Genomic DNA, 25,985 nt, shown 5'->3' on the forward strand with positions numbered 1-25,985 from the left:
AAATAATGTTTATGTTCAAGAATTCGCGGTCATAAATATGTTATGTACAATTTTACGTGAGGAGGAACAAATTTGCCAAAATTAACAATTGAAGGTGCGGGAACTTTTGATGTGAAAGAAGGAACAAAGTTAGTACTAGCAATTGAAGATAGCGGTGTCAACATTCTCCATCGTTGCGGCGGGAATGCACGTTGCACAACTTGTAGAGTAGAAATACTAGCAGGTGATTTCTGTGAAGCGAGTGCGAATGAGAAACATGCAATGACGGAAAAAGGGATTGAAGATCATTTACGATTATCTTGTCAAATGCGTGTACATAAAGATATAGTCGTTCGTCCGGTACTTACAGTTGAAAATTCAAGTCTTGATGCTGGGCCACGTCCGGCGGAGTAAAGCGATGAATTTAAAACAACTCGCTGGCGAATATGCTGCTAACTTTGTAAATGATGGCATGAAGATTGGGCTTGGTACAGGTTCTACTGTATATTGGACAATACAAAAATTAGGTGAGCGTGTAAAAGAAGGATTATCATTTCAAGCTGTACCGACATCAAAGGAAACTGAAGCATTAGCACAGCAACTAAATATCCCCCTAATTTCGTTAAACGACGTACAAAGTCTTGATCTTACAATTGATGGAGCGGATGAAATTGGTTCAAATTTACAACTTATAAAAGGCGGTGGTGGTGCATTACTTCGTGAAAAAATCGTTGCCTCTTCCTCTAAAGAACTAATTATCATTGCTGATGAATCGAAACTTGTAACACATTTAGGTAATTTTCCATTACCTGTTGAAATCATCCCTTTTTCATGGAAACAAACCGAAAATAAAATTCAGTCTTTAGGGTGTCAAACAACATTACGTTTGAAAAATAATGAAACCTATATAACCGATAACAATAACATGATTATCGATTGTATATTCTCTAATCATATTTCTAATCCTGCCCATTTACACACCCAATTAAAAATGATTACTGGTGTAGTTGAAACAGGATTGTTTATAAGTATGACGAGTAAAGCAATTATCGGCACTAAAAATGGGATAAAGGAATTGTAATAAAAGCTGACTTTTTAAAGTTGGCTTTTTAGTATGTTCATCTTCTCTTAATAGCACTTTATTATGATATACTATGAAAACACAAGCTGATTACACTAGAAAGGACTGAACATTTTGCAATCCAAACTTATAACAGAACTTACTGATTTAGAAACTGCCTTTCACATTCGAAAAGAAGTATTTGTAAAAGAACAAGGTGTCCCTCTTGCAGATGAATTCGATATATTCGATGAAATCGGAGAGCAATGTAAACATATTTTAGTTTATTATCATGAGTTTCCTGTAGGCACAGGGCGTATACGATTTGTTGAGGGCGCAGGAAAATTAGAACGTATTTGTATTTTAAAAGATTATCGTACATACGGATTAGGTAAAGTCATCATTCAAACCTTAGAAGAAATTGCTCGTAACGAACAAGTTACAAAAGTGAAGCTACACGGTCAAACACAAGCTGAAGGATTTTATAAAAAATTAGACTATGAAACTTCTTCTGATATATTTATGGAAGATGGCATTCCGCACATACTTATGACGAAAGTGTTATCATAATAAAAAGGGTAGTATATGAATCTTATGTATTCATACACTACCCTTTTTTATTAATAGAAAAGTGAATTCTCAAGATTCCCTTTTGCATCAAAGCCCATCATCTCTTAGTTCATACCTAGGTAAAGCTTACACTGTTTTCCATAATGATAATGCATAAATCCAGTTTGGATCACCATTTCCTTGATAACTCTGGACTGCTTCATATACTTTTCCTTCGTGTAGAACTCTATCTCCCTTTTTATATGCTTTTTTTGCATCCCACGCTTCATGTGAAGCGCTTTCAGTTTTTGTAGTAATTGTGAATATATCACTCTGTACGGATTCATTTCCAGCTACATCAACAGCTTTCACTACATATTTATAAGTAGTATTAGCAATCAGATTTTTATCCATATAAGAAGTTGTATTGGATGTTGCAATCTTTTTCATTGATCCTTCTATTTCTCTATAAATATCATAATGGTCTACACCAATGTTATCGTCAGATGGACTCCACATTAAATCCACACTTGACGCTGTCGTTCCCATACTATGTAATCCTTTTGGTTGTGTTGGTCCTTCTGTATCAGGAGTCTCAACTGTTGTTTTTACTGTAAGCGCTGTACTTTCTTTCGATACATTTCCAGCTGCGTCAATTGCTTTTACAGTATAAGAGTATTTTGTGCTTGGTTGTAATTTCTTATCAATAAAATGAGTGCCTAGTACTGTATCGATCATCTCTCCGTTACGGAAGATTTGATATCCTTTTACCCCTACATTATCCGTAGAAGAGTTCCATGTTAGTTCTACACTATTCGCTGTTACTTTTTTCGTCTGAAGTCCATTTGGAATACTTGGCGCTTCTATGTCTGGTTTCACATCATTAATAAGATTAACATCAATTACATTATAGAATGCATTTGCTGTATCAGCTACATCCCATACTGCTAAAATCACATGATATCCACTACGATCAGTAGGTACATTGATTTTATGAGTTAAATTATTTGAAGCTGCAGAACCATCATGTTGTACAGTTCCAATTGGTTCAAAATCTGCTCTTGTTAGCGCTTTATTTGAATTCCATCCTTTTTTAGTAATATAGTAATGCCACTTGCTCGTTAAGTGAGGCGCAGTATACTTCCAAGTAAATGTATTCTCCCCACCAGTGATTGTATTTTTAAACCAACGATTTGCTGTTTGTTGATCTAAAATACCGCCAAATTTTCCGCCTGCAGAAGCGATTTGTCCATCAACTGGACCACCTTGTGGGAACCCTTTTGGAGCTTCTAAGCTTTGCGGTTCATACATAACACTTCCGCAGTTTACATTTAGTGCACCATAAGTTGGACTACATAAAGCGGATCGACTACCAGGCTTTTCAACAAAACCGTGCGCATAAGCATTTTGCGGAATAAGGGTCGTACTAATAATTCCAGCTGTTAATGCTACAGCTCCTAGACTTTTTTTGTTCATTTTCATGTTTTGTAGTTGTTTTAAAAATCGATTATTCATATTCATGTCTCCTTCTTGTTATACTTTGTAGTAGAATGTGGGCTTTGATGTAAAAGAATAACAAGAGACAAACTTGTACCGATGTATGTGTTAATTATGCATACACCGCAGTGAAAATATATTTTTTCTTGTGAAATATTTCACTTTATGAATATATCATGACATAGAAATCACCTAAGCATGTGCAGAAGTTGTGCAGAAACAGTGAAATTATTACTAACACGTAAAACTAAGTCATAACATTTTAAAATAAAAACTGAATATATTTATCTATCATCTTTACTTCATAATTGACAATACATTTAACTGGTTAACTTTTATTCTTGCACTTATATCTCTCAGTGCCTTAGTTTTAACCATACTAGATATTAAAAATAAGAATTATACAGTTAAATAAAAATTTTGCCCCCACTTGAAAAAATGGTGTAGCTGTCATATCTTCAAAATTCACATTTAGTATTTTCATTCTTTCCATATTATCAATTCCTCGCTTCATATAACAGAAAAGTATCTATATAATCTAATATAGATACTTTTCTAATGTATAATTTCATTTTTTATTGAACCACAAATGTAAAAATTTCATCAACAGCTTGCTTATATCCACCTGATTTTCGGAATGATTCCTTCAAATTCAAAGCAGCTTCTTTATATGAAGGGCTATTTAATACTAGTTCCACATTTTCACGTAGTTGATCCTCGGTTATATCTTTCATATGTAACTGAACTCCTATTCCAAGACTCTCCACTGGTTTTGCGATTACTGGCTGATCTGCACTTTGCGGTATTACAACGAGCGGAACCCCGTTACACAGTCCTTCATGCGTACTGTTCATCCCGCCGTGTGTAATAAATAGTTTCGTATATGTAAGCAGTTCAGTTTGAGGCACATAATTTTTCACAATGAAGTTTTTAGGAATTTCACCTAGATCACTTATTTTCGTTTTATTACCAATAGACATGACAATTGTATGCTCACTATTCTCAAAGGCCTTCATACAAAGTTTATAAAAATCAAGCGCTTCATTAAAAACAGTACCTAATGAAATATAAATCGGGCTTTTTTCTTCAATTGAAATAAAATCAACGTCTTTGTTTTTTACTTCTGCAGAGATAGATGGTCCTACAAATTTATATGTTTCATCAAACGTATCACCAAAAGGCTGGAACTCCTTAATTGTATACACAATAGTAAGGGGTGCAGGATTACAGAAAACTTCATACGGTGATTTTATTTCAACACCATATTTTTCAGCAATCCCTTTTGCTAAGCTTTGAAAATCATTATGGATTCTATCCTGAGCTTCCAGCGGGATATTTTTCGAAAGATAACTTAACGTTTGTTCAAAAGATTTTTCATCCTGCGCAAAAGACGTACATGAATTTATGGCTGGCAGTTTAAGAATTTGAGCAATTAAGTGCCCACAGCCAAACATAGAATCATGAATTATGTAATCAAAATGCTCACCTTCAATTTGTTCTAGAACACTAGGTATAACAACATCCGCTGTATGTAGAAGGCCGTTTATTCTTTCCTGTAAATAATTTCTGCCTCCAGATAGAAACGCTTTTATAAATTTTTGATCATCAATCGTTCGTACAGTAGCACCTGTCTTCTCGATCCGCTCCCTGAAAGCTTCTATTGAAAAATAAACAACCTCTTCACCGCGAGAAATCAATTCTTCTACAACTGGCAAAGTTGGATTTATATGTCCTTCTGATCCAGCGTTAATAAATAAAACACGCGCCATTATAAACACTCCTTACGTTAAATCATTCCTATGTTGGCAAGAGTATGGATCCCCTTCGTATCATATTCCTGCTAAATTGACCTAGCAAGTCTAAAACCGAGATCATCTATATGAAATGTAGGATGGCTTCGACGACGACAAGTAGCGCCGCAACCTCTCGCTGCCTCCGCCCAACTACCTCCACGAAAAATGCGGTATGATCCGTACACTTTTTCATCATACAAATCATAGCACCATTCCCAAACGTTCCCTAGCATATCATAAAGTCCCCATGCATTCGGTTCCTTTTGGCCAACGTCATGAATTTGTCCATTTGAATTTTCATTATACCACGCTATATCATGAAGTTTCCCGTATGTATATCCGGTTGTACCTGCTTTACATGCATATTGCCACTCTGCCTCAAATGGTAATCGGTAGCCATTTGAGTCTAAATTATATCTAACAGTTTGACCACCATCACTAATAGAATAATATTCTTTTAATCCCGCTTTTTTTGAAAGTACATTACAAAAAGCAATTGCATCGTTCCATGATATATTTACAACTGGTTTATAATTATTTTCAATATTATTTGAGGTACTATTTGTAATAGCATCATATAGTTCCGTTGTTACAGCATACTTTGCAAGAAGAAATGGTTGAATTTGTACTAGCCATTCTTTTTTTAGTCGATCATCTCTTAATACTACCTCTCCAGCTGGAATATTGACCATTAATGAATCGATTATTTGAATTAAATCATTAGTCATTTTCTATTCCTCCAAACGTTCATTTTATATGAACTTATAGTCATATACTCATTACAAAATACAATTTTCAAAAAGCGTTAAATTTTTCATAATAAAAAACGATTAGTTTTATTAAACTAATCGGTAAGATCCACAAAGAATTGTTGTGTCACATTCTATTATTATATGTGCTCTAAAAATTTCCGAACCTCATTTGGAGATTTTAAAACAATAACCTTTTTCTCTTCGGACAATTGCTCTAACCCTTTTAAAATTGTAGGTCGTTTAGCATTAGGATATTCCCATATCCATTTAAAAAATTGCAAATCAAATCTTTCTTCACATCCCACGCCCATATCCGGTCTAGTTTTATTTCGATATTTTACAATTCTTTTAAAAGCCCTATAAACACAAATTGTTCTATGAATATCAAGGAAGATAATTGTATCAGCTGCATTCAGTCTTATACCCATCGTCCCGCCGTAATTCCCATCAATAATCCATTTCTCATCTTTAATTAAGTTATTTTGAACTGTTATTTGTTCTTCTCTCGGAACACCTTCCCAATTCGGTTTCCAAAATAATGCATCAAGATGATGCACCTTAATATTTAATTTATTCCCTAACTGCCTTGCTAATGTAGATTTTCCTGAACCACCAGAACCAATTAATATTATTTTTTTCATACCTTTACGATACCTTCTATAACTTCTTCAATATCTTCCTTATTAGCAAAAATCCAGAAGAACATTTCTTCATTTAACTTTAATAAATCTGGTAACTGTACAAAATAAGCAATAAAGATAATTTGAATTGAAAGCATAACATACCAAATGGCTTTTAGTTCTTCTTTCGTTGAATCATTTTGTTTATAATAACCTTCAAAGACTTTGCTAACGATATGTAACCATTTCCCTCTTAATCTTTCATCACTAAATAGCCCGCTTAATATACTTGTACAGCAATAACATAAATCAAATGTTTTTACATTATTTTCTAAATTTTCGAAATCTATAAACCCTTCCAGTTTATCATCTTTAAAGATTACATTTGATAGATGCATATCACGATGAATAATTTGTCTCGGTAATGGATGGACCGTTTCCTTAAAAGCTGTGTGCATTCGCTCCATCTTTTGAATTACCTCTCGATGAACATGCTCATTCTTTTCTAAAATCGGTATAGCCCATTCAAATACCGTCTTATATAAATCTCTTTTTATTAACTCATGGTCACTATTCACCGAATGTAATGCTTTGTGCAGATTAGCTATTTCTTCTCCAATTGTACTTGCTAGCCCTTCCAGCTTATTCGTATCTTTTATTTCTAAAACACTTCCGGCAATATACTCATATAAGCAATAATATTTTTCTTTATATAATACATATCGTTCATCATTTTCTATCTTTACTACTCTCTGTACTTTAATTCCCTTTTCATACAGTTGCTCCAAAACATCGAATTCAACTAGAAGTTGCTTTATCGATCCCGTTCTCTTTAAAATATACTCTTTATTCTTGCATATAACCTTCGCTGCTTTTGGTTGAATTACAGTAACTGTGACATGTTCATTTTGAAACCAAAACTTTGCAATTTCCAGTGTTTGTTCCATTTACAAATACCCCTTTTACCATTCTTATTTCTTCCGAAAAATAACCTCACACAGTATCCCCACTCCAACACCAATTGTATAAGCCACTAAATCACTCCACAAAAAACCGTATCCCAACACGAGTCCGCCCAAAGTCGTTGCACGAATGTTATCTATCCATTCCGCATGATACAATTGGCTCACTTCAATCCCGTAGCAAAACATTAAACTAATAAAAGCCAACTTCTTCGTTTCTGTTTTAGGAAACAAAAATCCAAAGCCAGTGAAAATCATTAATGCCCATAAAGCATCACCTAAGTAATCATTTAATAGATGTGGTAGTGCAAAAGCAAACTTTCTTGAGCTAAGACCTAAAATAATAACAACTATAGTAAATAGTGCATATAATACTCTATTTCGTTTCTTATTCATTTTAAAGTCTCCTAATATATAATGTAAAACTGTAAATAGCTAGTAAAACAAAGTTATTTTACTAGCTATTTATTAATTGCTTTTATGATAAGAAAATGTGGATTCATATTTAAATAATGATATGATTTTTCGCTTACTTCTTTCATTTTTTCAATTGCCTTCGGTTCCACTATCTCTTCTAATACAAAATAATTTGTAGTTTCATTTATTATGTCTTGTAATGACCTTCTGAAAAACTTGACTTCAATAGTAATATTCGGTTTAACCCAAGTATCTATTAATAACTGTTTTTCAAAATAATTTTCACATGGAAACTTTGTGAAATCCATAAAAGGATGATGAGTAGAATAAATAAGTTCTCCACCTGGCTTCAATACACGACGAAATTCTTGAAATACTTGATTCCAATTTTCTAAGTAATGAAGAGTTAACGAACTTACAATCACATCATACGTACTATCTTCAAATGGCAATGTTTCTTGCAGATCATGACAAAGGAACGTTGCTTTGTCCCCTATACTTTCTTTCGCGGCTTTTACCATTTCAGGACTTACATCAATTGCTGTAACATTTGCTCCTCTTCCTATGAATTGAGAAGTATACCATCCAGCTGCACATCCAGCATCTAGTATCTTTTTTCCTTCTAGTTCCTTTGGAATAAGCTCCATCATCGCCGGTCTTTCATAATAACTGTTATATGGATTTGCGAAATCTAGATTTTCTTTATATGTACTCGCTAATTTATCATACGTATCTTTAATCGAATCTTTCATTACACACACTCCTAATACATATTAATCCATTAACTCCTGCTGCTTTTTCTTTGAAAATGATTGTAGTACTAAATCATACGACCAATCAATCATTTTATTTATTTGCTCCTGTTCTATACCCTTATGAATATAAACGGTATTCCAATGTTTTTTATTCATATGATACCCTGGAATAATTGTTTCTGGATAATCTTCTCTTATTCTTAATGCGACTTCTGGATTACACTTCAATGTAATCGCAGCTTTTTCACCTTCTTCATGATTTACTATCGCAAATATTTTATTATTAAGCCTCATACATGTTGCACTCCAACCATCTGGAGAATCTTCTGTCGCTTTTCTTTTCGATAAACAGTACGCTCTTGTTGCATTCATTTTAATTGGCACCTCTTTATTCTTTCCCTATTTGATTACGGTGCATCACAATTTGCTTCGTCGCTTCAAATTGCTGCTCACCGTAAAACTTTATTAGCTTCTCTCCGCAAAATAGACTAACAATATCAATATGAGATATTTCTCGAAGTAATATTGTAAGCACCTTCTCTCCAATACCTTTACTTCTTACACTCTCATGTACGACAACATCTTCAATGTACGCTCGAAAAACACCATCAGAAACGACTCTAGCAAATCCAACTAATTCATTTTCTTCCCATACTCCAATGGCTATGCTATTCATTAACATTTTTTCAATATCGACTTCTTTTCTTTCTGGCCACCAACCGACAGAATCATAAAGTTTTTTTATTTTTTCTGCACAGATTGGTTGTTCTTGTTGCAATTTATACGTGTACATATGCTTTCTCCCATCAACCAGTATACATAATATTATTATCCCGCTATTTGCCGGGCAGTAAGACCCCACCTCAAAATCCAGCGAAAGTAAAGAAGTTAGATGGGGGATCGGGCTGTCCGTAAAACCCCCACTGATTAAAGTTTCACTTTATAATCTCTTTTCAAAAAAGTACTGACTATGACCTTTCGGGTGATCTTCAACGATACCATACTCCCTATAACCGTGCTTTTTATAGAATTCTGGTGCTTGGAAACTAAATGAATCTAGCAATATTAATCTACACCCTTTTTCCTTCGCAATACCTTCAATTTTATGTAACAGTTGACTGCCATAACCGTCATAACGAACTGATTCATCAACCCATAAAAAGTCGATATGAAGGTGATAAAAATACATCGTACCTGTTACGCCACCAAAAATTTTTCCTTCTTCATTTTTTACTACAAGACTTACTTCTTCCATCGTCTGTCTTGCCTCACCTGTTAAGATGGACATATTATATTGAATAACTTTATTTTTAATATATTCTCCTTCAGTACGTGTACCGTTCTCTATATGTTTCATATACATTGCTTCCTTTCAGCTTAGTAAGCTACATTTTATTCTTTCTCTTTAAAATACTAATACATACGAATCCACCATATGTAACAAAGCATGAAAAGCCAATTATCCCTGGTACAGAGACATAGCCTATCCTTATGTAACTTATAACTGCAAAACAAGCGATAGACAATAAAATAGATGACCAAAATATAAGAGTTGCTTTTCTTCGTCCTTGTTTTGATTTACTTTCTTTCTCTTCAGAAACACGTGTGCCAAAAAGCAATACAATACAAATAAGGATCGCTGCAAAGTAAATTGTATCTAATGACAGATTATGATCGTAAATCGCGATTCCAACTTCCATAGCGATAATCGTTAAAATTAAAATGATAATCGTTGAAGTTTTTAAGTTTCTCTTCAATTGTTCACCTCTAGCATGCTTTCACTATATTCTTTGTATATGTACTTTAAAACTACTGCAAAAGCTTCATCTACCTCTCTATTTTCACGGCGATTCGGTAAATCTTTTCCCCCAATCACATAAAGAAGCGGAAATTCGTTAAACATTCCTATTATGCCAATATTTATTGTAGCTGTGAGCAATCCACCTGTCATATGAGCTAAATGATAATATGGGATTTCTTCATACTCTCCTTGTTGTCTTACCATGCCACTAATAATTGGTTCCCATAATTCTGGTTCTGATTTATAACCTTGAAAGATTTGTATGAAAAGGGCAAGAACTTCATTTAATTCTCCAACATTTTTCTCATCTCTAGCATTCTCTTGTATATGAATTTTTGAAAAGTACGTTTGTGCATACATTTTCACAGCATCCCATCCACCACAGTGCATTACAACTGACTGTGCAACGTAACTATCATGACAAGCTATCATTACCTCTACCGCTTGACTAAGTGTTAAAGAAGTTCTTCCTTGTAAATGCGGATATAACTGCGCACTATCTTCATGCGGATTAAATTTAATGTGATGAAGTATATCATTCCAATTATGTTTATTTTCCTTCACCATTTGCGTTACTACAAATCCAATGACTAATTTTGCTGCTGATGCTAACGGAATATTTAATTCACTATTATATGAAGCAACTATACGATTGTTTTTTGTAGAATAAATTGCCATTCCCACATAATTAGATTGTACCTCTTTTATTTTATTTATGACAGTTTCCATTTCCACCCCTCTTTTCATATCGTTATATTAACTTCTAATAATTCAATATTGAATATAAAAAACCTTTTCATCAGCTATTAAAATAAGAAAAAGGTAGCATGAATTTTTTCTTGCTACCGAAAAATATTTATCCTTCTATAGGATTTTCAGGACCGTTAAGCTCCAGCTGATAAAAAGCTAAATCTAGCCATTTATTAAACTTATAACCAGCTTTTTTTATTGTCCCTGCATGAACAAACCCATAGTTTTGATGCAAGGCAATACTTTTCTCATTCTCTGCATCAATTCCAGCAATTAAGGTCATATACTCTCTTTCCTTCGCAATTTTGATTAATTCTTTCATGAATGAAGACCCAATGCCATTTTTTCTATATGTCTTATCTACATACACAGAATGTTCAACTGAATATTTATAAGCGGGCCACGCTCTAAATGGGCCGAATGTCGCAAATCCTACTACTTTATTATCTAATTCGTATATGAAAATTGGATACCCTTCGGCCTTTTTTTGTTCATACCAATCTACTCTATTTTCAAGGGTTACAGGTTTATACGCATATACAGCTGTTGTATAAAGTATCGCATCGTTATAAATATCTAAAATGTATGCTAAATCTCTTTTCGTTGCTTCCCTTATCATTGTTTTCTTCCTTTCATCATGTTCATCTTATTTCACTATCTTTTTAATAGTTTTATTTTACAGAAATTTCCGATTTTTATCTACGTACGAATACTAGCTTTTCGGAAACCATCAAATATATTTATTGCAGCAGATAACGTATAGAAGAAAATTCCTCCCCCAATGAGCCACGTTTTAAACTCCTCTGGGGAAATAGTAAATACATTTGCCAAATACGTAATAAATCCTGCGTTAAATAAATGTGGATTTACTACAATTACAATGAATACTATTGTTCCAGCTATTTGGAGTATAGCATTTCCAATCGCCAATCTTTGCGTCCATTGTCCCTGTACTAACTTATAAAGAGATATACCTATTTCAAAAACAATCACAATAGCAACGATTGGCCAATACTGAAGTAATACATCTTGATTAAACGTCGGCGCAACAAACTTCAATCCATTTTCCGTACCATTGTATACGCCAACGAGATGATTCGCATAAAAGTAAAGTGTAGCCCATATTGCCGTCCACATTAGACCTCCAAACACTTCAAACTTTGAGATCGCCTTTTTCTTCGGGATATACGAAATATTTTTCAAATCATCTGGCGTCCATTTTTTTAAACTTGTTGTTAATGGTTGTGGGTCCTTTTCTTTATCCGTTCTTTCTATAACAGCAAACACAATTGTCAGCCAGAAAAATACTTGGAAACCTACTTCAAACGTTCTTCCAATGCCTTCACCTATCAATTTTAAAATAACATTTAATACAGCCTGATCACCACTATAACTAATAAAATTTTCTGCAACCATTGAAATAAGCGCAATTACAACTGCGATTGGTAAGATCATTTTTAATAATGTCATATATACATCAAAATAACGTGGTCCAATTAAATGCATTGGTCTATCCAAGTACCCATTAGCTAATGAAACTGGACTTCCCAATTTTTCAAGAACTCTTTTTTCATCATCTTCATTATAATCATCCGGTAACATATCCTCGATTGTTGACCGTAGTTCAAGAATAATATCTTCACGATTTTTTTCAGGTAATCTCTTCGCTACTTCCTCGACATAAATATCAATTAAATTCATTCTTGTCCTCCTTCTTTAATAAGTTATAAAGTTCCTTCGAATCCTTTATCCATTCCTTTTTTAACTGCAAAAATATCTCTAATCCGTATTCACTCAAAACGTAATACTTACGAGGTCTACTCTCCGTTTTATCCCAACTACTCGTCACTAGCTCTTGCTTTTCTAATCGGCGAAGTAGTGGATATAAAGTACTTTGATCGATTGTGATCCCTGATTTCTCCAATAATTGGACAAGTGAATACCCATACTGCGGTGTTCTTAACTGGCTTAAAACCGCTAATGTTAATGTCCCTCTTCTTAGTTCAGTAATTAACGAATTTAATAAAGCATCCATTCACTCACCTCTTTTCCATTACTATATGTCATACAGTATATGTTTTATACTATGTATCGTACAGTATTAGTGTGATAAAAACAATGCGTATTTACAAAAAATAGATAATAAAAAAGCACAAACTATATAATTTGTGCTTTTCTTGTTAATTTGAACGGCTATTACAACCTTAATTTTGTACCTCTTGTAATAGAAACTCTCCTTTTTCTTTAGTAAATGGGATAACGCCTACAATTGCCTCAATATTAATTACTCCATATACATGCGGATATTCTTGACCGTTAGAAGCAAGTTCATATTTTATTTCTGCTTTTATTAAGGATGGATCGATTGTCAGTAATAAAACATCTTCTTCATGATTAAAATATTTTTCAGCAACTTTTAAAGCTTGCTGTAAAAATGAACAATGAATAAATCCCTCTTCTTTAAGTGAAGCTTCATTAACTTCTCCATCTACCTTTGCGATTTCCCAATTTCTTTTTGTTATTACTTTTGTTATCATAGTTATCCTCTCTCCATGTCTTTATATAGAAAAACAAGAGGTTCTTCTTTTTGTTACTAGAAAATCCTCTTGTATGTAATATTTATTTTAATCCATTAATTAAAGGTGATATTTCTCCGCTATGGAAAATCCATAAATCATGGAGTGACCTTGTACATCCGACATAAAGTAACTTCGCATCATGTTTCGTATTTTTATAATGTTCTTCATCAACATCGATTAATAGAACAGCATCAAATTCTAGCCCTTTTGCCAAGTATACAGGTACTACTGAAATACCACCTTCATATTTACTTTGATCTGCTTCAATAACGTTTACAGCCAATCCTGCTTTTGTTAATTTCTCATATATATCGCGGCATTCATCGTCTGTTCTTCCTATTACCGCAATGGTTTTCACATCTTCGTTTTGTAGATGTTTTAACGTCTTCATAATCTCATTAAATTGATCTTCTGCATGGATTACCTTAACATCTTCACCACTGCGAAAAACTGGTGTTGCGAGCCCAACTGGAATCTCTGCATTTTTAATTATTTCGTTCGCAAATTCTATAATTTCTTTTGTAGAACGATAACTTCTCGTCAGTTCATAATAACCTGTTTCTTGGAATACTTCTTTAAAAGCACTCCAATCTTCAATTCCTTGATAATCATAAATTGCTTGAGATAAATCACCTAATATAGTAAAAGAATTACCTAGTGTAATTTCTTTTAATACATAAACTTGGAATGGTGAAAAATCTTGCGCTTCATCAATAACGACGTGATGGAATTTCTGTCCGATTTCAATACCTGTTATGCGGTGATGTATGTAAATTAAAGCTGGTAAATCTTCTACATACACTTCTTTTTTACGACAACTCTTTTCAGTTTCTTTCACAAGTTCTTCAGGCAATACTTCGAGTATTTCTTTACTTTTCAATATTGAACTATATAGTGAAAGTGGGCTCATTTTCGGCCAAAACTTCATATAAGTGTTCAATCTCTTTGTCGCTTCTTTTTTTAATAATTTCTTCTCGTTTTTTTCTCCATACTTTTTCAGTTCAATTTCAATCCAGCGCTTCATTCGGCCGACTAATCTTTCTCTTCTTTTCTTTAATGGATAATGTTTATATTCAACTTGCATCCATTTTTTTATGTCTTCTACTGGAATAATAGCTTTGTCCCATGCCTCAAAATCACTTGTTGGTATTAATTCATTTTCAAATTGAATCATTCTCTCTTCAATAAAGGACTTAAATTCCAGTGTACCTTTCAATTTACCGAGCATAACCTTTTCTTCATCACGATTAATAGAAAATGCTTCTTTCAATTTTTCTTCTGTCTGCTTTAGTTTCACTGAATCATCTAACGTACGTAATGCCCAATCCGGAAACGTTGTTTGACTAATATTCCCCACACCTAATTCAGGAAGTACACTCGAAATATAGTCTAAAAACAGACTATTCGGCGCAAATACAATCATTCTTTCTGCTTCTAGTTGTTCACGGTATTCATAAATTAAAAAAGCAAGGCGATGTAACGCAATTGTTGTCTTCCCGCTCCCTGCAACCCCTTGAATTAATAATGGCAAGTTTCTTTCCGCACGAATAATATCATTTTGTTCCGATTGAATCGTTGAAACAATATCCTTTAGCTTATTATCTTTATTCTCACCTAATCGATATAGAAGAAAATCATCGGCATGTGATACATCTTCATTTCCTTTTACATATGTATCAACAACACGTTCAAGTTCTCTTTTTCGAATAGAAATGTTTCGTTTTAAATACACATCACCTTCTACTAACCCATCTGGTGATTGGTAAAATGCTAATTCTTCTCCACCGGTAAATGAATAAAACATACTTGCGACAGGTGCTCTCCAATCAATAATGATTGGTTTCATCGTGTCCATATCCGAAACCCCTACTTTTCCAATATAAATCGGCATAACTTCTTCTTTACCATCTTCCTGAAAATCTAACCTTCCAAAGTACGGCTCTTGCACACCAATACGTAAATTTTGTCTATTAGACTCTCTCATACTTTCAAGAATTTGCTCTTTAAAATCTTCCCCATAATAAACCGGGGTTTTTTCAAGCTTATCCAATTGCTCATCCATCATATGTAAAGTATCCTTCATTTTTTGTAACTCATCTTCAAATATGTTGCTCATTTCGACGATTCCCTCCTGTCCGTTCTAATTTTTCAGTCGAAGTATCATTGTATTAAAAATCCAATCATAAAGTCAATAGTTTCCATTTAAATTTTCCGAAAAAACTTACTTTTCATCTTTCTAATTTAAAAAGAATATGCAACATTTAAATCACACAACTACACATATATTAAATTGATGTATACAAAAACGACAATTATTCACACAATAAAAGTAAAAAGAGTAAGGATTTAATCCCTACTCTTTTTTACTTTAATTCGATATGATAAACATTCATTTAAAGATGATTGCTCTTTATATTTCCCAGCTTCAAAATCATACGCTCCTCCTGGGAAAATCCCAACTATACTTAAATGAGCCTCGGCACATAAATTACTAATCTCATCTACAGCATAGCAGCGTAAAGATTGTGTCACGATATCATTTGAAGAGTCTATTTCCCACCAATGGTCTAGCATTCTTGCATTTTCACTATCATATTCATACTTTCGCATTGCAGAACCAATGAGCATTTCTTGTCCATTTGCTTTTTCCAAATATAATGGTGGGTAAATATCAATAAATGCACACCCATCATCTTTCATCCAATTTTTAATTCGTTTTAATAGAATCAATTGTTCCTCATCTGTTCCTACACCAAATCCGTCTAAATAACTAACAACATCAAACTTTTCCTCAAAGTTAATTTTATAAAAATCAGCACAATGAATCGCAATGTCATTAATAGCATGTCCTCTAGCAAACATAACTAACTCTGGTACAATCTCAACAGTAGTCATTTTTACATCCAACTTAGACATCGCCCTTGCAAATCCGCCATTTCCAGCTCCTAGTTCTAACATCGTCTGAATTGGATATCCAACTTGTTCTTGCACTTCTTTAGCAACTTCCTGTAACCAATTTTCATTATTTATATCATAGCTTATTAGTTCAAATTGTTTTTTATAAAATTCTTTTACATTTAATTCGTTCATTATTATTCTCCTCCTGCAAATTATTTTTCTGCTACAGGTGAGAAACTAAATTTCTAATTCCCATGAAAAATCCTCCTTTTTATTTCCTTATATTTACAATTTATCAAAATAATAAGAATTTTGAAAGTGAAAGTATAAAAAATAGATAATGGATTATTCCACTATCTACTCTTTAGCTACTCTTATTTTTCTTTTTGATACTCCACCCAGTCACCAGAATCAATAACTTTCAATATCATCTTTTTATCTTGAGCGATATACACATATGCTTCTATTTCCCTATCAGCAATATATACTGTTTGCGTGATTCGATCATATAAATCGGTCTCCGCATTACCTGTATATTCTTCTAGTTCATCTAACTTACACAATATCTCATCATTTACTACATAAACTTCTCCATACACCTTTTCTTCAATCGAATAAGTCATGGCCGGATATCCTTCGTTCGTATCAAATAATTTTCCATATGTCCAAGCTCTGTCAGCGATGCATATTGCACCTAGCATATAATGAGCATTCGTTTGTCCTCTTCTTAACGTGCCATAAACGAAAACATGATACATAAAATCTTATCCCCTTTATATGTCTCTACTTTCTTATTTGTAAATAAGCACGAATCATAAAGTAACTCACTTCATTCGGAAGCTGTTCTTTAATAGATTTCAGACCACCCTCAGCATTTTGAACGGCAGTTTCAATAAGAGATTCATACTCTGCTGGAACAAAACTTTGCCACTCTACTTCCATTCCATCCTCGTAGCAGCGAATTAAATGGTTTTCGATTGTTTGTCTTGATAAGTTACGTTCTTTTGCAATCTCATTCAAATCAATACCTTGTTTATACATTTCATACGTTTCTAAATGAGAATTTGCGGACGCTTTTCCTGACTTTTTACGCTCTGCAACTACTTCTGTCTTAATCGTTTCAGCGTAATTTGGATTTTCCTCAATAAAATGCTGAACTGCTTGTAAGAAGTGTGAGCCATATTTCACAAGTTTGTGTTCTCCGATACCTTTTACCGTCAACAATTCGGAATCACTTTGCGGCATCTTCACGCACATATCTTTCAATGTTTGGTCAGAGAAAATAACGAACGGAGGTACACCTTCTCCTTGTGCAATTTCTTTACGTACTTCACGAAGCACTTCAAATAAAGGATGGTCTTGTACAATTTGTCTTGTCTCTACTCGTTCTTTTCGTAAAACATTCTCTTTACCAAGTAATACTTCTTTCCCTTTTTCTGTTACTTTTAATGTCGGATAAGTGCCATGTTCAACTGCAATTAACTCATCTGAAATTAAAAACTCAATAAACTCACTGACCTCTTTTACACTACGGTTCGATAAAAGCCCATACGTTGGTAAAGTATGAAAATTAAATTCAATAACTTTCTTATTTTTCGACCCCGTTAATACTTGCGCTATCATTTGCTTCCCAAAGCGTTGGTTCGTTCTAATCATGCATGATAAAACCATTTGTGATTCCCTTGTCACATCAATGCTCTCGCGATCGTCTGTACAATTACCACAGCGTCCACAATCTTCTTTCGGTTCTTCTCCAAAGTATTGCAAAATGAATGATTGTAAACATTGTTCTGTATGACAGTAATCTGTCATATTTTGCAATTTTTCAAGTTCATTTGAAAAACGTGATTCTCCAGTTGATTGATCAATTAAAAAACGCTGTACTTGTACATCTTGAGAAGAATATAACAATATACATGTACTATCTAATCCGTCACGACCAGCACGTCCCGCTTCTTGATAGTAACTTTCCATATTTTTTGGAAGCTGATAATGAATTACGTAACGAATATTCGATTTATCAATACCCATCCCGAATGCAGATGTTGCTACCATTACACTTACTTCATCTCGTAAAAAGAGTTCTTGTTGCTCATTTCGATCACTATCACTCATACCAGCATGATATTTTGATACAGAAACTCCTGCCTTCATTAAATCTTCATATAACTGATCGACCACTTTTCTAGTAGCTGCATATATAATCCCAGATTCCTTTTGATTTTGACGAATATAATCCGCCAAATATGCATTTCGATCTTGCCCTTTAATGACAGAAAACGATAAGTTCTCACGCTCAAACGTTGTCATAATTGTATTTTCTTGATTAATTTCAAGTGTGTTACAAATGTCCTCACGTACTTGCGGTGTTGCTGTTGCTGTTAATGCTAATACGAGCGGTTTTTCTGGAAGATAATCTAATATGCGATGTATATGTAAATAACTTGGACGGAAATCATGTCCCCACTGTGAAATACAGTGTGCTTCATCAATCGCAATCATAGGGATTTTCATATCGATAAGTTGGTCAACAAACTCCATCGAATCAAGACGCTCAGGCGCGACATAAAGTAATTTGTAATGTCCTTGTTTCGCTAATTGAATTCGCTGATTTGCTTCGGCAATAGAAATAGAACTATTAATATATGTAGCTGAAATGCCATTCTGTACCAATGTATCTACTTGATCCTTCATAAGTGATATTAAAGGCGATATAACCAACGTCGTTCCTTCAAATACTAATGCCGGAATTTGATAACAAATCGACTTACCGCCACCCGTTGGCATAATACATACTGTATCTTTCCCATCTAGTACATTTTTAATTGTTTCATCTTGTCCTCTTCGAAACGAAGAATAACCAAAGTAGGACGCTAAAAGTTCTTGTGCTTTAGTAAACAAAAAAGAGTCACCTGCTTTTCTTTATCTTTCATCTACTTCTATTATATCAATCACTTATGCGACTTGAAAGGGATGAATAGATGCTTATTGTTTTTTCATTATTCTATGTTTCTCCACCTATTTAATATGAATTAGCATCCGTGTTTTATATGTTTTACAACATTTATAACGTAAATCCAGTAAACATGAAGAAAGAGTTTCAATTTAAATATTCATTTTATTTCCCTTTCTTGAATACTACTAATCGTATACGTATAAATTCAGGAGGTTTCTATATGAAACATCATAATATGAGTTCCATCACGGCAAAAAAGAAAACAACACAACTCCAATTCTCTAATAATGATGCGTGGAAATATGAATCATACTATAAGTACCAGCCATTATTCTCTTATAAAAAGCTTTTTAATTTTCTTTCTCAACTTTTTAGACGTTAATATATGCGCAAAAAATATATCATTTGCAGAATTTTTCTCAATATTAAATGTATAGACTTACTACAATTCAGTTGTTACCATATATAATAATCTGTTGGATAAACCCCTTAAGTTGACCTGCTTATATTAGCAGGTCTTTTTCATGATTACTTACTTCTACACCTCAATCTCACTTCCAAGTCTTTTTTCCATTTTATAACCATATTTAAATCCCAACAATTAATGATAATCATAAATTGTTGGGATTTAAATTGTTCACATATAATTATGCAATTCTTCTTTCTCAATACACAAAACACATTTTACTTGTTACTATGAAAGTACTCCAGATGAGTTTTTGCTCATCGACATTATCTAGTTAATGGGGCCTGCCGCGGGAAGCAGGTCTCTTTGACTTTATTAAGGTCCCAATTTCATTTGGACACATTTACCAGGTTTTTTCAAAAGAATTTTATGATAACATTACGTAGTCGAGTCCGACATCTCGGCAATACCCTTTTGAGGGTCTGTAACTTCCCTTGCAGACCCTCTTTTACTTTATATTCAATTTATTCATATATACCACAAGATCATTCACCTAATTTCTCCAATTCAAATTCCCTAAAAATAATCTAGGACACGTAACTAAACATAAATCTATATCATACTTTGAGTTATACATGTTCAAAGGAGTGTTACTATTTATGTATTCTTATTGGCAATCGTATTACTCCCCCTACCATAACCCTTATGTAAACTATGATTTATCCGTACGTAACTACCGAATTAGTAAAAACGAGAATTTTTTAAAAGGGTATATGCGTTCTTTATGGGAACAACACGTCGCTTGGACGAGATTGGCTATTATAAGTATTGTATTTAATTTACCCGATGTTAACGTTACTGTTGGACGACTTCTACAAAACGCAACACATATGGGACTATCACTTGAACCATTTTACGGTGAAGATGCAGTAAAAAAATATAGTGCATTAATTAAAGATCACTTAGTCATTGCAGCAGATCTTGTTAAAGCCGCAAAAGCTGGTGATCAAAATGCAGCTGCCGCTATAGAGAAAAAATGGTACGCTAATGGTGATGAAATCGTTGAGTTTCTTAATAACATCAACCCATATATAGGAAAAGAAGAATTCCGAAAAATGTTTTATGAACATTTAGCACTAACGAAAGCAGAAGCACTTACCTTCCTAAATAAAGATTATGAAGCAGGAGTACAACTTTACGATAAAATTGAAAAAGAAGCATTAGAAATGGCCGACATGATAACAAACGCAATCGTAAAACAATTCCCACAAGTATTTCAATAAAGTGAAATGTTAATCAGAGTAGGTATTACTACTAAGTAATACTTGATAAAATAAGTCGATTTCCCAACATAAATCGGCTTATTTAACTTTCTCTCCATGATATTTCACCTCTCCTCTTTACATTTAGCTTATATCGATATATTTTATTAATATCCGTTTTTTATAGGAGGAAATAGTTTGATTAACGCGATTGGGCTCGTTTTTATACTTACAAATAAACACGAGAAAAAAAAGAAAGTTTACCTAAATGAAAAATTTGCACTAATAGATATTATTGATTCTAAAGAAGTATTTGATGATGAAGGGAATCCTTTAGTAGAACTAACATGTAAATACAGTATATATTTAGATGAAAAATATTACTGTAAATCTCTCGATGATTATACTGGACAAGTCTTTCCTTTCTTAAGTGCAAAAATAGGAAAAGGTCTTCTAAGAAACTTAAACTACTACTTTTCTTACGTTGATGCCTATGATAAGAAACCACCAGTTAAAGAAATAAGACCGCTGATGAAACAAGTAACTAACAGATAGCGAAAAATACAAAAAAGGAAAGCATCTAGCTCTGGATGTTTTCTTTTTTATTAAAAACTCATTAATTCTCATCCTCTTCTAAAAGTATGTATCCAAGCATATTTTAAATTAAAAACATTGGAGGATTAGACTGAATGAAATACTCAGAAACAATTATAAGTAAACGACTTCGAATGCTTAAAATGACGGGTATGTTTTTCATGCTAGTATTAATAGCATGGATTGGATATACAAAATTACTTTATGAAAACGGATTTCTTCAAGAAAAAAAGAATTCAGTAGAAGTAATGAATACTAGCATTACAGGAGAAATAGAGCAGCTTTTTCATATAAACTTGCAAGGTTATCGAAAAACAAGCCTTGATGCTGTTATAGAAGCAAGTAAAACCGATCCAAGCGAACTATCCCTAATTGAACTGGTCAACAAATCCTGTTCGCGAGATTGCATAGGTGAGCCAGTAACATATGTAAACTTAAACAATGGATATATCTTTTATAAGGAATCTAATGGAACTAATGTAGCTATAACGGTTAAAAAGAAAGACACATGGGTAATTGTAAAGAAATCTGTTCAAGATGGAATATAACCACCCCAAAAAAGAGTACGTATCTTACTCTTTTTTATTATTAATACCCTTCATCTTCATCTCTACAATGGCATTTCGGTTTTGTTTTACAATGACATTTTTCACACTCACATTTCGGTTTCTCTTTGCAACAACATTCGTGAAAATCACTGCGTTTACATCTACATCTCCCAAACATTAAATTATCCCAAAATTTATTACAATTTCGGGAATGCCCACAATGACAAGTATTCCCCATGAATATGCTTCCTCCTTAATAGAATTCATCATATTCTATGTTTGAAAGTATACAAAGGCTTGTTTATTAGTCTATTTTCTCCATATTATAACTAGAGTTAGAAGATTACATAAAAATAAAAAGCCGTCACATGACGGCTTTTTATTTAGCAAACTACTCTTTTGTATAAAAAAATTTAATTCCTTTCGTATCTAACCAAGCCGTTGCTTTGTCCAGTTCGTTCCCTTGACGATAATCTGTCTCGAAATACACAAGTCCTTGGTTATTTCCGGGAGATATTATTCTAGAAGTATATCCAAGCTTATCCATCATTTGAATCATGTCAGGAATTAAATTTACACCAAATTCATAAGTAACTACTTTGTTATATTTATTCACTATAATTCCAACCCCTTCTTGTTTCTTTATTGGCTCAACAGTTTGATTTGTAAACCAAGCTAACGGTTTATTTCCAATTAGCTCATTTAAATCACACTTTCCGATACCAGCTACATTCCCTGTTTCTGTGTATTGCCAAATATCACATGGATACGCCGGTTTGTTACCACCATAACGAGGAATCCATACAAAATCAGAATTGACATTTGCCATTCCAAATGGAGCATACATATGATGAGCAATATATAAACCGACCTTCTTAGCTCCTAATCTACGTAATTCATCAATAAATGCTTGTGCACCCGCTCTCATATCGTTCATTGTTTTTACTTCTACGTCAGCTACCCAAACTGTGGCATTTTTTTCACCACGGTTCCAAAAGTCTCTTGCTTCTATCCGTGCATCCTCTACTGAAACGAAACGACAGAACGCATAATTACCAAACGGAATATTTCTTACTTTCATTGCTTGTACATAATTATTATATAAAGGATCAACATAAGTTGAACCATCTTGCACACGTGCAATTACGAAATCTAATTGTGGGGCTGCGATATCCCAGTTAATATTGCCATTCCATTTTGAAATATCTACAATGTAACCCATTATTCATCATCTCCTTTTTTATTATTATATTCAGAGAATGTATTTTTGACTCTTATCCCTTAAACAATCAAGTCAGTTTTTTAATTAGCAGTAGAGATTTTGTATTCATTGATAATGATTTTAAATTTAACTTATGTATCGAAAAATAGAATATTATTATAGATTTAAAAGATGATTATTCAAAAAAACTAAAGTACATAATTAAAACCACCTTTTTGATAGGTGGTTTTAATTATATATACATTGTCCATATTTGTGGTTACATAGTATATTATCGTGAGCCATTAAAATAATAAAAGCCAACTTGTATTTTTAACCCACTGATTAAAGTTTCACTTTATCTCACATACTCATAGTACCACTTACGCGCATCTAACCAAGCTGTAAATTTATCGATATTTCCAGCCGGATAGCCATTCGTTATAGCATAACCAATGCCATCTTTCTGAACGACAATTTGTCCGTCAATACCCGCATCAACCATCGCTTGAGCCAAAGCTTGTAAATTACTAAATGCTACACCGCCAGTTTTTACTTTGAGCAAATCCACTGTACCTCCTCCAGTTTGTCCTGTAAGAGCAAACACAATAGAATTAGCGATTTTATCAACATTCCATTTTGCCATGTCGGATTCATTATCAATAAATCCTAATTCTATAAGAATAGCAGGTGCTTTCGTCCCATTTAATACCGCTAAATCTGTACGCTGTTTTGCACCTCGATCACGCCATCCAATATCTTTTGCTAGTTGAGCTGAGATTTTAGCCGCCAAGTCTTTCTGATCATAATACAGAACCTCAACACCCTGTCCATTTCCATCGCTTGCATTAAGATGAAAAGAAATAACTAAATCCACAGCATGGGAATTGCTTTTACGAATGATATTATTTAAATTTTGTGATTGAGTTGTCCCTACCTCGTCCGTATCGTCATAAACCGTGTGTCCTAAGGCTCTTAACTTAGCCGCCACGGCATCTTTAACTTGCCTATCCAGAACGTGTTCTTTCCGATTCCCGAAATTAGCACCTTGAACAATACTATTGTGTCCTCCGTGCAAACTATATCTAGCCATTATTCATCAACATCTCCTTTCTTAATATTCTATTCAAAACTTGTCTTATTGCTATTCCCACTTATAATCTTAACTGTACCCATACACCCTACATTTTCTAAAATTGACGGCAATTCGTTTTCGATATAAAAAAGGGATGTCACTTCACAAATCGGATTCTTTGTTCTCTAAATTGCATTAACTTGAATGGCGGCACGAACAAAAAAGCATCACCCTTTCGGCGATGCCTAAGCTCCCTAAATAAATAGAGTTTAAAATCAATGAAACTTCACCTATATTTCCTCCCCTTCCTTCACAGCTTCTTTCAACCTCTGCAGCATATACCCAATCCCTTTACACCCCTCTAGCGGATATGTAATCATTTCTTCTGGATATAACTTTGTCACTACTTTTTTATGCTTTTTTCCTGCTAGTAAGACGATTTCGTCAAGCTGTAGTAAACTTTTATCTACCATCTGTTTTTGTAATTGCTCTATACTTATTACCTCATCGCTTTTTGAATCAAATGCAAGATCATAGTTTTCTAATACAATATCATTTGGTCTTAAAAACCCATGTTTCGCTGATAATATAACCCATTTTTCAAAAAACATGGATGCGTACGCCTGACATGCTTTTCCGAACGGACTAATATATACATCTTTTGCTTCCATCGGTCCGTAGTTTGAATGCTTATCCCAAATTTTCTTTTTTCCACATGGAATTATACATAGCCTTTTCATATATATTTCTCCTCCCTTTACTTCTGTAAATAAAATTCGCTATTTTGTACATTTTCTCTCGAAATACTATATAATAATTCTGAAAGTTAAAATTACATATTTTACCATATACGTACTATGAATCACTCTCATTGCAAATATTATAATACCATAAAAATTTTTGCATTTTTTCTTCAAAACAATAAAAATAAATCTTTATATTACAATGTATAAATAAAATTAAGAAGGAGGTTCCTAAAAATGAAAAATATTATCCCTGCACTATTAGTCTATTTTATCGTTTGCGTTATTTCCGTTATCATCCCAGCATCTGAAGGCTATAATTATGTCAGCTGGAAGTTATTTGTTGGGCAAGTGTATGCGATACCTATTTTCTTCATTACTGCGATAATCACATTTTATATAAACAAGAAAAAATCTTACGAATAAACGATTATAAGGATAGCTAAAGCTATCCTTATTCAGGCTGTGGAGAAAGTCTTCTCCACAGCCTGTTTTTGTGTCTGAACCTCTTTTTATGTGTCAACACTGATAAAAAGAGGTATAGGAGAGATTTTTTATGATGGGTGCTTTAAAAAATCATCGTGATGAACGTGTATCTGTTTCTGTAGAAGAGTTGGTTCCACAAGATCATTTCCTTCGTGCGATCGAAGCGACAATTAGTTTTGATTTTATTGAAGAGAAGTTACGCCCTTATTACTGTGAAAACAATGGACGTCCGTCAATCCATCCTATCGTTTTATTTAAAATGATGTTTATTGGATATTTTTACGGTATTCGTTCGGAGCGTC

33 protein-coding genes and 1 pseudogene are annotated in these 25,985 nt (G+C 33.4%); 8 read left to right on the plus strand and 26 right to left on the minus strand.

The features are described 5' to 3' along the window. Positions 1-72 precede the first annotated feature (72 nt). From C4S65_RS12695 to C4S65_RS12705, 3 genes are all read left to right on the plus strand, one after another. Positions 73-393, plus strand: coding sequence for a 2Fe-2S iron-sulfur cluster-binding protein (locus tag C4S65_RS12695; RefSeq protein ID WP_001125391.1), 321 nt, complete (start codon positions 73-75; stop codon positions 391-393). Positions 394-397: 4 nt separating this feature from the next. Beyond that, complete coding sequence (rpiA, locus tag C4S65_RS12700) at positions 398-1,060, plus strand: ribose 5-phosphate isomerase A (protein WP_001049993.1); 663 nt, start codon at positions 398-400, stop codon at positions 1,058-1,060. Positions 1,061-1,174: 114 nt separating this feature from the next. Then, the gene (locus tag C4S65_RS12705) at positions 1,175-1,609 is read left to right on the plus strand and encodes a GNAT family N-acetyltransferase (protein WP_097960210.1); all 435 of its coding nucleotides are present in this window, start codon (positions 1,175-1,177) and stop codon (positions 1,607-1,609) included. Positions 1,610-1,735: 126 nt separating this feature from the next. Here C4S65_RS12705 and C4S65_RS12710 read toward each other — a convergent pair whose 3' ends face one another. From C4S65_RS12710 to recQ, 21 genes and pseudogenes are all read right to left on the minus strand, one after another. Next, complete coding sequence (locus C4S65_RS12710) at positions 1,736-3,103, minus strand: lytic polysaccharide monooxygenase (protein ID WP_086406283.1); 1,368 nt, start codon at positions 3,101-3,103, stop codon at positions 1,736-1,738. A 400-nt stretch (positions 3,104-3,503) separates the two neighbouring features. Then, positions 3,504-3,578: pseudogene (locus C4S65_RS12715) on the minus strand (phosphatase); the annotation flags it as partial. Positions 3,579-3,660: 82 nt separating this feature from the next. Beyond that, positions 3,661-4,854, minus strand: coding sequence for a macrolide family glycosyltransferase (locus C4S65_RS12720; RefSeq protein ID WP_098838575.1), 1,194 nt, complete (start codon positions 4,852-4,854; stop codon positions 3,661-3,663). 71 nt (positions 4,855-4,925) lie between these two features. Then, positions 4,926-5,606: an SUMF1/EgtB/PvdO family nonheme iron enzyme gene (locus C4S65_RS12725; RefSeq protein ID WP_086406284.1), complete on the minus strand. Its 681-nt coding sequence runs from the start codon at positions 5,604-5,606 to the stop codon at positions 4,926-4,928. A 161-nt stretch (positions 5,607-5,767) separates the two neighbouring features. Beyond that, the gene (locus C4S65_RS12730) at positions 5,768-6,271 is read right to left on the minus strand and encodes a DNA topology modulation protein (protein ID WP_000720564.1); all 504 of its coding nucleotides are present in this window, start codon (positions 6,269-6,271) and stop codon (positions 5,768-5,770) included. After that, the gene (locus tag C4S65_RS12735) at positions 6,268-7,197 is read right to left on the minus strand and encodes a phosphotransferase (protein ID WP_098838576.1); all 930 of its coding nucleotides are present in this window, start codon (positions 7,195-7,197) and stop codon (positions 6,268-6,270) included. The genes C4S65_RS12730 and C4S65_RS12735 overlap by 4 nt, the downstream gene beginning before the upstream one ends. Positions 7,198-7,221: 24 nt before the next feature. Beyond that, positions 7,222-7,608, minus strand: coding sequence for a DUF2809 domain-containing protein (locus tag C4S65_RS12740; RefSeq protein WP_086406285.1), 387 nt, complete (start codon positions 7,606-7,608; stop codon positions 7,222-7,224). A 65-nt stretch (positions 7,609-7,673) separates the two neighbouring features. Then, positions 7,674-8,381 (minus strand): class I SAM-dependent methyltransferase, encoded by a 708-nt coding sequence (locus tag C4S65_RS12745; RefSeq protein WP_086406286.1) that lies wholly within the window; start codon positions 8,379-8,381, stop codon positions 7,674-7,676. A gap of 21 nt (positions 8,382-8,402) precedes the next feature. Continuing rightward, on the minus strand, positions 8,403-8,756 hold the full coding sequence (locus C4S65_RS12750) for an MmcQ/YjbR family DNA-binding protein (RefSeq protein WP_000994626.1): 354 nt from the start codon (positions 8,754-8,756) through the stop codon (positions 8,403-8,405). Positions 8,757-8,772: 16 nt separating this feature from the next. Continuing rightward, positions 8,773-9,177 carry a GNAT family N-acetyltransferase gene (locus tag C4S65_RS12755; protein ID WP_000288975.1) on the minus strand — a complete coding sequence of 135 codons (405 nt, stop codon included), beginning with the start codon at positions 9,175-9,177 and terminating at the stop codon, positions 8,773-8,775. A 147-nt stretch (positions 9,178-9,324) separates the two neighbouring features. Further along, positions 9,325-9,741 (minus strand): GNAT family N-acetyltransferase, encoded by a 417-nt coding sequence (locus tag C4S65_RS12760; RefSeq protein ID WP_098838577.1) that lies wholly within the window; start codon positions 9,739-9,741, stop codon positions 9,325-9,327. A 28-nt stretch (positions 9,742-9,769) separates the two neighbouring features. Next, positions 9,770-10,141, minus strand: coding sequence for a hypothetical protein (locus C4S65_RS12765; protein WP_098838578.1), 372 nt, complete (start codon positions 10,139-10,141; stop codon positions 9,770-9,772). Continuing rightward, positions 10,138-10,914: a serine hydrolase gene (locus C4S65_RS12770; protein ID WP_098316790.1), complete on the minus strand. Its 777-nt coding sequence runs from the start codon at positions 10,912-10,914 to the stop codon at positions 10,138-10,140. Before C4S65_RS12770 ends, C4S65_RS12765 begins: the two co-directional genes overlap by 4 nt. Positions 10,915-11,041: 127 nt before the next feature. Continuing rightward, positions 11,042-11,554 (minus strand): GNAT family N-acetyltransferase, encoded by a 513-nt coding sequence (locus C4S65_RS12775; RefSeq protein ID WP_000617526.1) that lies wholly within the window; start codon positions 11,552-11,554, stop codon positions 11,042-11,044. An 80-nt stretch (positions 11,555-11,634) separates the two neighbouring features. Next, entirely contained in the window at positions 11,635-12,636 is a 1,002-nt protein-coding gene (locus C4S65_RS12780; protein ID WP_086790413.1) for a hypothetical protein, read from the minus strand. Continuing rightward, entirely contained in the window at positions 12,623-12,970 is a 348-nt protein-coding gene (locus C4S65_RS12785) for a PadR family transcriptional regulator (protein ID WP_098838579.1), read from the minus strand. The genes C4S65_RS12780 and C4S65_RS12785 overlap by 14 nt, the downstream gene beginning before the upstream one ends. A gap of 169 nt (positions 12,971-13,139) precedes the next feature. Next, positions 13,140-13,472: a DUF952 domain-containing protein gene (locus C4S65_RS12790; protein WP_000629076.1), complete on the minus strand. Its 333-nt coding sequence runs from the start codon at positions 13,470-13,472 to the stop codon at positions 13,140-13,142. Between the two features lie 82 nt (positions 13,473-13,554). Then, a complete protein-coding gene (locus C4S65_RS12795; protein ID WP_086406290.1) occupies positions 13,555-15,630 on the minus strand; it encodes a 3'-5' exonuclease in 2,076 nt (691 codons plus the stop codon). A gap of 230 nt (positions 15,631-15,860) precedes the next feature. Then, entirely contained in the window at positions 15,861-16,604 is a 744-nt protein-coding gene (locus C4S65_RS12800; protein WP_097960202.1) for a class I SAM-dependent methyltransferase, read from the minus strand. 182 nt (positions 16,605-16,786) lie between these two features. Continuing rightward, complete coding sequence (locus C4S65_RS12805) at positions 16,787-17,170, minus strand: gamma-glutamylcyclotransferase (protein ID WP_098316788.1); 384 nt, start codon at positions 17,168-17,170, stop codon at positions 16,787-16,789. A gap of 25 nt (positions 17,171-17,195) precedes the next feature. Next, positions 17,196-19,313: a DNA helicase RecQ gene (gene recQ / locus C4S65_RS12810; RefSeq protein WP_000494275.1), complete on the minus strand. Its 2,118-nt coding sequence runs from the start codon at positions 19,311-19,313 to the stop codon at positions 17,196-17,198. A 1,120-nt stretch (positions 19,314-20,433) separates the two neighbouring features. On the opposite strand from recQ, the gene C4S65_RS12820 reads away from it, so the two are divergent. From C4S65_RS12820 to C4S65_RS12830, 3 genes are all read left to right on the plus strand, one after another. Next, positions 20,434-21,057: a hypothetical protein gene (locus tag C4S65_RS12820; RefSeq protein WP_061666082.1), complete on the plus strand. Its 624-nt coding sequence runs from the start codon at positions 20,434-20,436 to the stop codon at positions 21,055-21,057. Between the two features lie 177 nt (positions 21,058-21,234). Beyond that, a complete protein-coding gene (locus tag C4S65_RS12825) occupies positions 21,235-21,591 on the plus strand; it encodes a hypothetical protein (protein WP_000606231.1) in 357 nt (118 codons plus the stop codon). Between the two features lie 134 nt (positions 21,592-21,725). Beyond that, a complete protein-coding gene (locus C4S65_RS12830) occupies positions 21,726-22,178 on the plus strand; it encodes a hypothetical protein (protein ID WP_000877577.1) in 453 nt (150 codons plus the stop codon). 24 nt (positions 22,179-22,202) lie between these two features. Here the strand turns inward: C4S65_RS12830 and C4S65_RS34365 are convergent, their stop codons facing one another. The 5 genes from C4S65_RS34365 to C4S65_RS12845 all read right to left on the minus strand — a co-directional run bounded on the left by C4S65_RS34365 (position 22,203) and on the right by C4S65_RS12845 (position 25,194). After that, positions 22,203-22,352, minus strand: a complete 150-nt coding sequence (locus C4S65_RS34365) for a hypothetical protein (RefSeq protein WP_000503005.1) — start codon at positions 22,350-22,352, stop codon at positions 22,203-22,205. A 217-nt stretch (positions 22,353-22,569) separates the two neighbouring features. Then, on the minus strand, positions 22,570-23,400 hold the full coding sequence (locus C4S65_RS12835) for a GH25 family lysozyme (RefSeq protein ID WP_000540627.1): 831 nt from the start codon (positions 23,398-23,400) through the stop codon (positions 22,570-22,572). A 337-nt stretch (positions 23,401-23,737) separates the two neighbouring features. Further along, positions 23,738-24,472 carry an N-acetylmuramoyl-L-alanine amidase gene (locus tag C4S65_RS12840; RefSeq protein ID WP_000135285.1) on the minus strand — a complete coding sequence of 245 codons (735 nt, stop codon included), beginning with the start codon at positions 24,470-24,472 and terminating at the stop codon, positions 23,738-23,740. Between the two features lie 29 nt (positions 24,473-24,501). Next, on the minus strand, positions 24,502-24,615 hold the full coding sequence (locus tag C4S65_RS33985) for a phage holin family protein (RefSeq protein ID WP_228596316.1): 114 nt from the start codon (positions 24,613-24,615) through the stop codon (positions 24,502-24,504). Positions 24,616-24,744: 129 nt separating this feature from the next. Further along, positions 24,745-25,194, minus strand: coding sequence for a DUF6884 domain-containing protein (locus tag C4S65_RS12845; RefSeq protein ID WP_086406296.1), 450 nt, complete (start codon positions 25,192-25,194; stop codon positions 24,745-24,747). 240 nt (positions 25,195-25,434) lie between these two features. Here C4S65_RS12845 and C4S65_RS12850 point away from each other — a divergent pair, with 240 nt between their 5' ends. Then, positions 25,435-25,623 (plus strand): DUF4017 family protein, encoded by a 189-nt coding sequence (locus tag C4S65_RS12850; RefSeq protein WP_000789488.1) that lies wholly within the window; start codon positions 25,435-25,437, stop codon positions 25,621-25,623. Positions 25,624-25,753: 130 nt separating this feature from the next. Then, the coding region (locus C4S65_RS12855; protein WP_142391532.1) for a transposase at positions 25,754-25,985 on the plus strand (232 nt) is incomplete at its 3' end.

The organism is Bacillus sp. ok061 (genome assembly GCF_900108285.1).
Lineage (GTDB): Bacteria > Bacillota > Bacilli > Bacillales > Bacillaceae_G > Bacillus_A > Bacillus_A thuringiensis_S.

What these genes read in the sequence shown, in the direction of transcription:
- C4S65_RS12760 (WP_098838577.1), bottom strand. Translation starts at nt 9,741, where the DNA reads ATGAAACATATAGAGAACGGTACACGTACTGAAGGAGAATATATTAAA.
- C4S65_RS12840 (WP_000135285.1), bottom strand. Translation starts at nt 24,472, where the DNA reads ATGGCTAGATATAGTTTGCACGGAGGACACAATAGTATTGTTCAAGGT.
- C4S65_RS12730 (WP_000720564.1), bottom strand. Translation starts at nt 6,271, where the DNA reads ATGAAAAAAATAATATTAATTGGTTCTGGTGGTTCAGGAAAATCTACA.
- C4S65_RS12820 (WP_061666082.1), top strand. Translation starts at nt 20,434, where the DNA reads ATGTATTCTTATTGGCAATCGTATTACTCCCCCTACCATAACCCTTAT.
- C4S65_RS12735 (WP_098838576.1), bottom strand. Translation starts at nt 7,197, where the DNA reads ATGGAACAAACACTGGAAATTGCAAAGTTTTGGTTTCAAAATGAACAT.
- C4S65_RS12845 (WP_086406296.1), bottom strand. Translation starts at nt 25,194, where the DNA reads ATGAAAAGGCTATGTATAATTCCATGTGGAAAAAAGAAAATTTGGGAT.
- C4S65_RS12850 (WP_000789488.1), top strand. Translation starts at nt 25,435, where the DNA reads ATGAAAAATATTATCCCTGCACTATTAGTCTATTTTATCGTTTGCGTT.
- C4S65_RS12795 (WP_086406290.1), bottom strand. Translation starts at nt 15,630, where the DNA reads ATGAGCAACATATTTGAAGATGAGTTACAAAAAATGAAGGATACTTTA.
- C4S65_RS12725 (WP_086406284.1), bottom strand. Translation starts at nt 5,606, where the DNA reads ATGACTAATGATTTAATTCAAATAATCGATTCATTAATGGTCAATATT.
- C4S65_RS12780 (WP_086790413.1), bottom strand. Translation starts at nt 12,636, where the DNA reads ATGAATTTAATTGATATTTATGTCGAGGAAGTAGCGAAGAGATTACCT.
- C4S65_RS12740 (WP_086406285.1), bottom strand. Translation starts at nt 7,608, where the DNA reads ATGAATAAGAAACGAAATAGAGTATTATATGCACTATTTACTATAGTT.
- C4S65_RS12830 (WP_000877577.1), top strand. Translation starts at nt 21,726, where the DNA reads ATGAAATACTCAGAAACAATTATAAGTAAACGACTTCGAATGCTTAAA.
- C4S65_RS12710 (WP_086406283.1), bottom strand. Translation starts at nt 3,103, where the DNA reads ATGAATAATCGATTTTTAAAACAACTACAAAACATGAAAATGAACAAA.
- C4S65_RS12775 (WP_000617526.1), bottom strand. Translation starts at nt 11,554, where the DNA reads ATGATAAGGGAAGCAACGAAAAGAGATTTAGCATACATTTTAGATATT.
- rpiA (WP_001049993.1), top strand. Translation starts at nt 398, where the DNA reads ATGAATTTAAAACAACTCGCTGGCGAATATGCTGCTAACTTTGTAAAT.
- C4S65_RS12785 (WP_098838579.1), bottom strand. Translation starts at nt 12,970, where the DNA reads ATGGATGCTTTATTAAATTCGTTAATTACTGAACTAAGAAGAGGGACA.
- C4S65_RS12720 (WP_098838575.1), bottom strand. Translation starts at nt 4,854, where the DNA reads ATGGCGCGTGTTTTATTTATTAACGCTGGATCAGAAGGACATATAAAT.
- C4S65_RS12835 (WP_000540627.1), bottom strand. Translation starts at nt 23,400, where the DNA reads ATGGGTTACATTGTAGATATTTCAAAATGGAATGGCAATATTAACTGG.
- C4S65_RS12800 (WP_097960202.1), bottom strand. Translation starts at nt 16,604, where the DNA reads ATGAACGAATTAAATGTAAAAGAATTTTATAAAAAACAATTTGAACTA.
- C4S65_RS12755 (WP_000288975.1), bottom strand. Translation starts at nt 9,177, where the DNA reads ATGTACACGTATAAATTGCAACAAGAACAACCAATCTGTGCAGAAAAA.
- C4S65_RS12750 (WP_000994626.1), bottom strand. Translation starts at nt 8,756, where the DNA reads ATGAATGCAACAAGAGCGTACTGTTTATCGAAAAGAAAAGCGACAGAA.
- C4S65_RS12745 (WP_086406286.1), bottom strand. Translation starts at nt 8,381, where the DNA reads ATGAAAGATTCGATTAAAGATACGTATGATAAATTAGCGAGTACATAT.
- C4S65_RS12790 (WP_000629076.1), bottom strand. Translation starts at nt 13,472, where the DNA reads ATGATAACAAAAGTAATAACAAAAAGAAATTGGGAAATCGCAAAGGTA.
- C4S65_RS12770 (WP_098316790.1), bottom strand. Translation starts at nt 10,914, where the DNA reads ATGGAAACTGTCATAAATAAAATAAAAGAGGTACAATCTAATTATGTG.
- C4S65_RS12805 (WP_098316788.1), bottom strand. Translation starts at nt 17,170, where the DNA reads ATGTATCATGTTTTCGTTTATGGCACGTTAAGAAGAGGACAAACGAAT.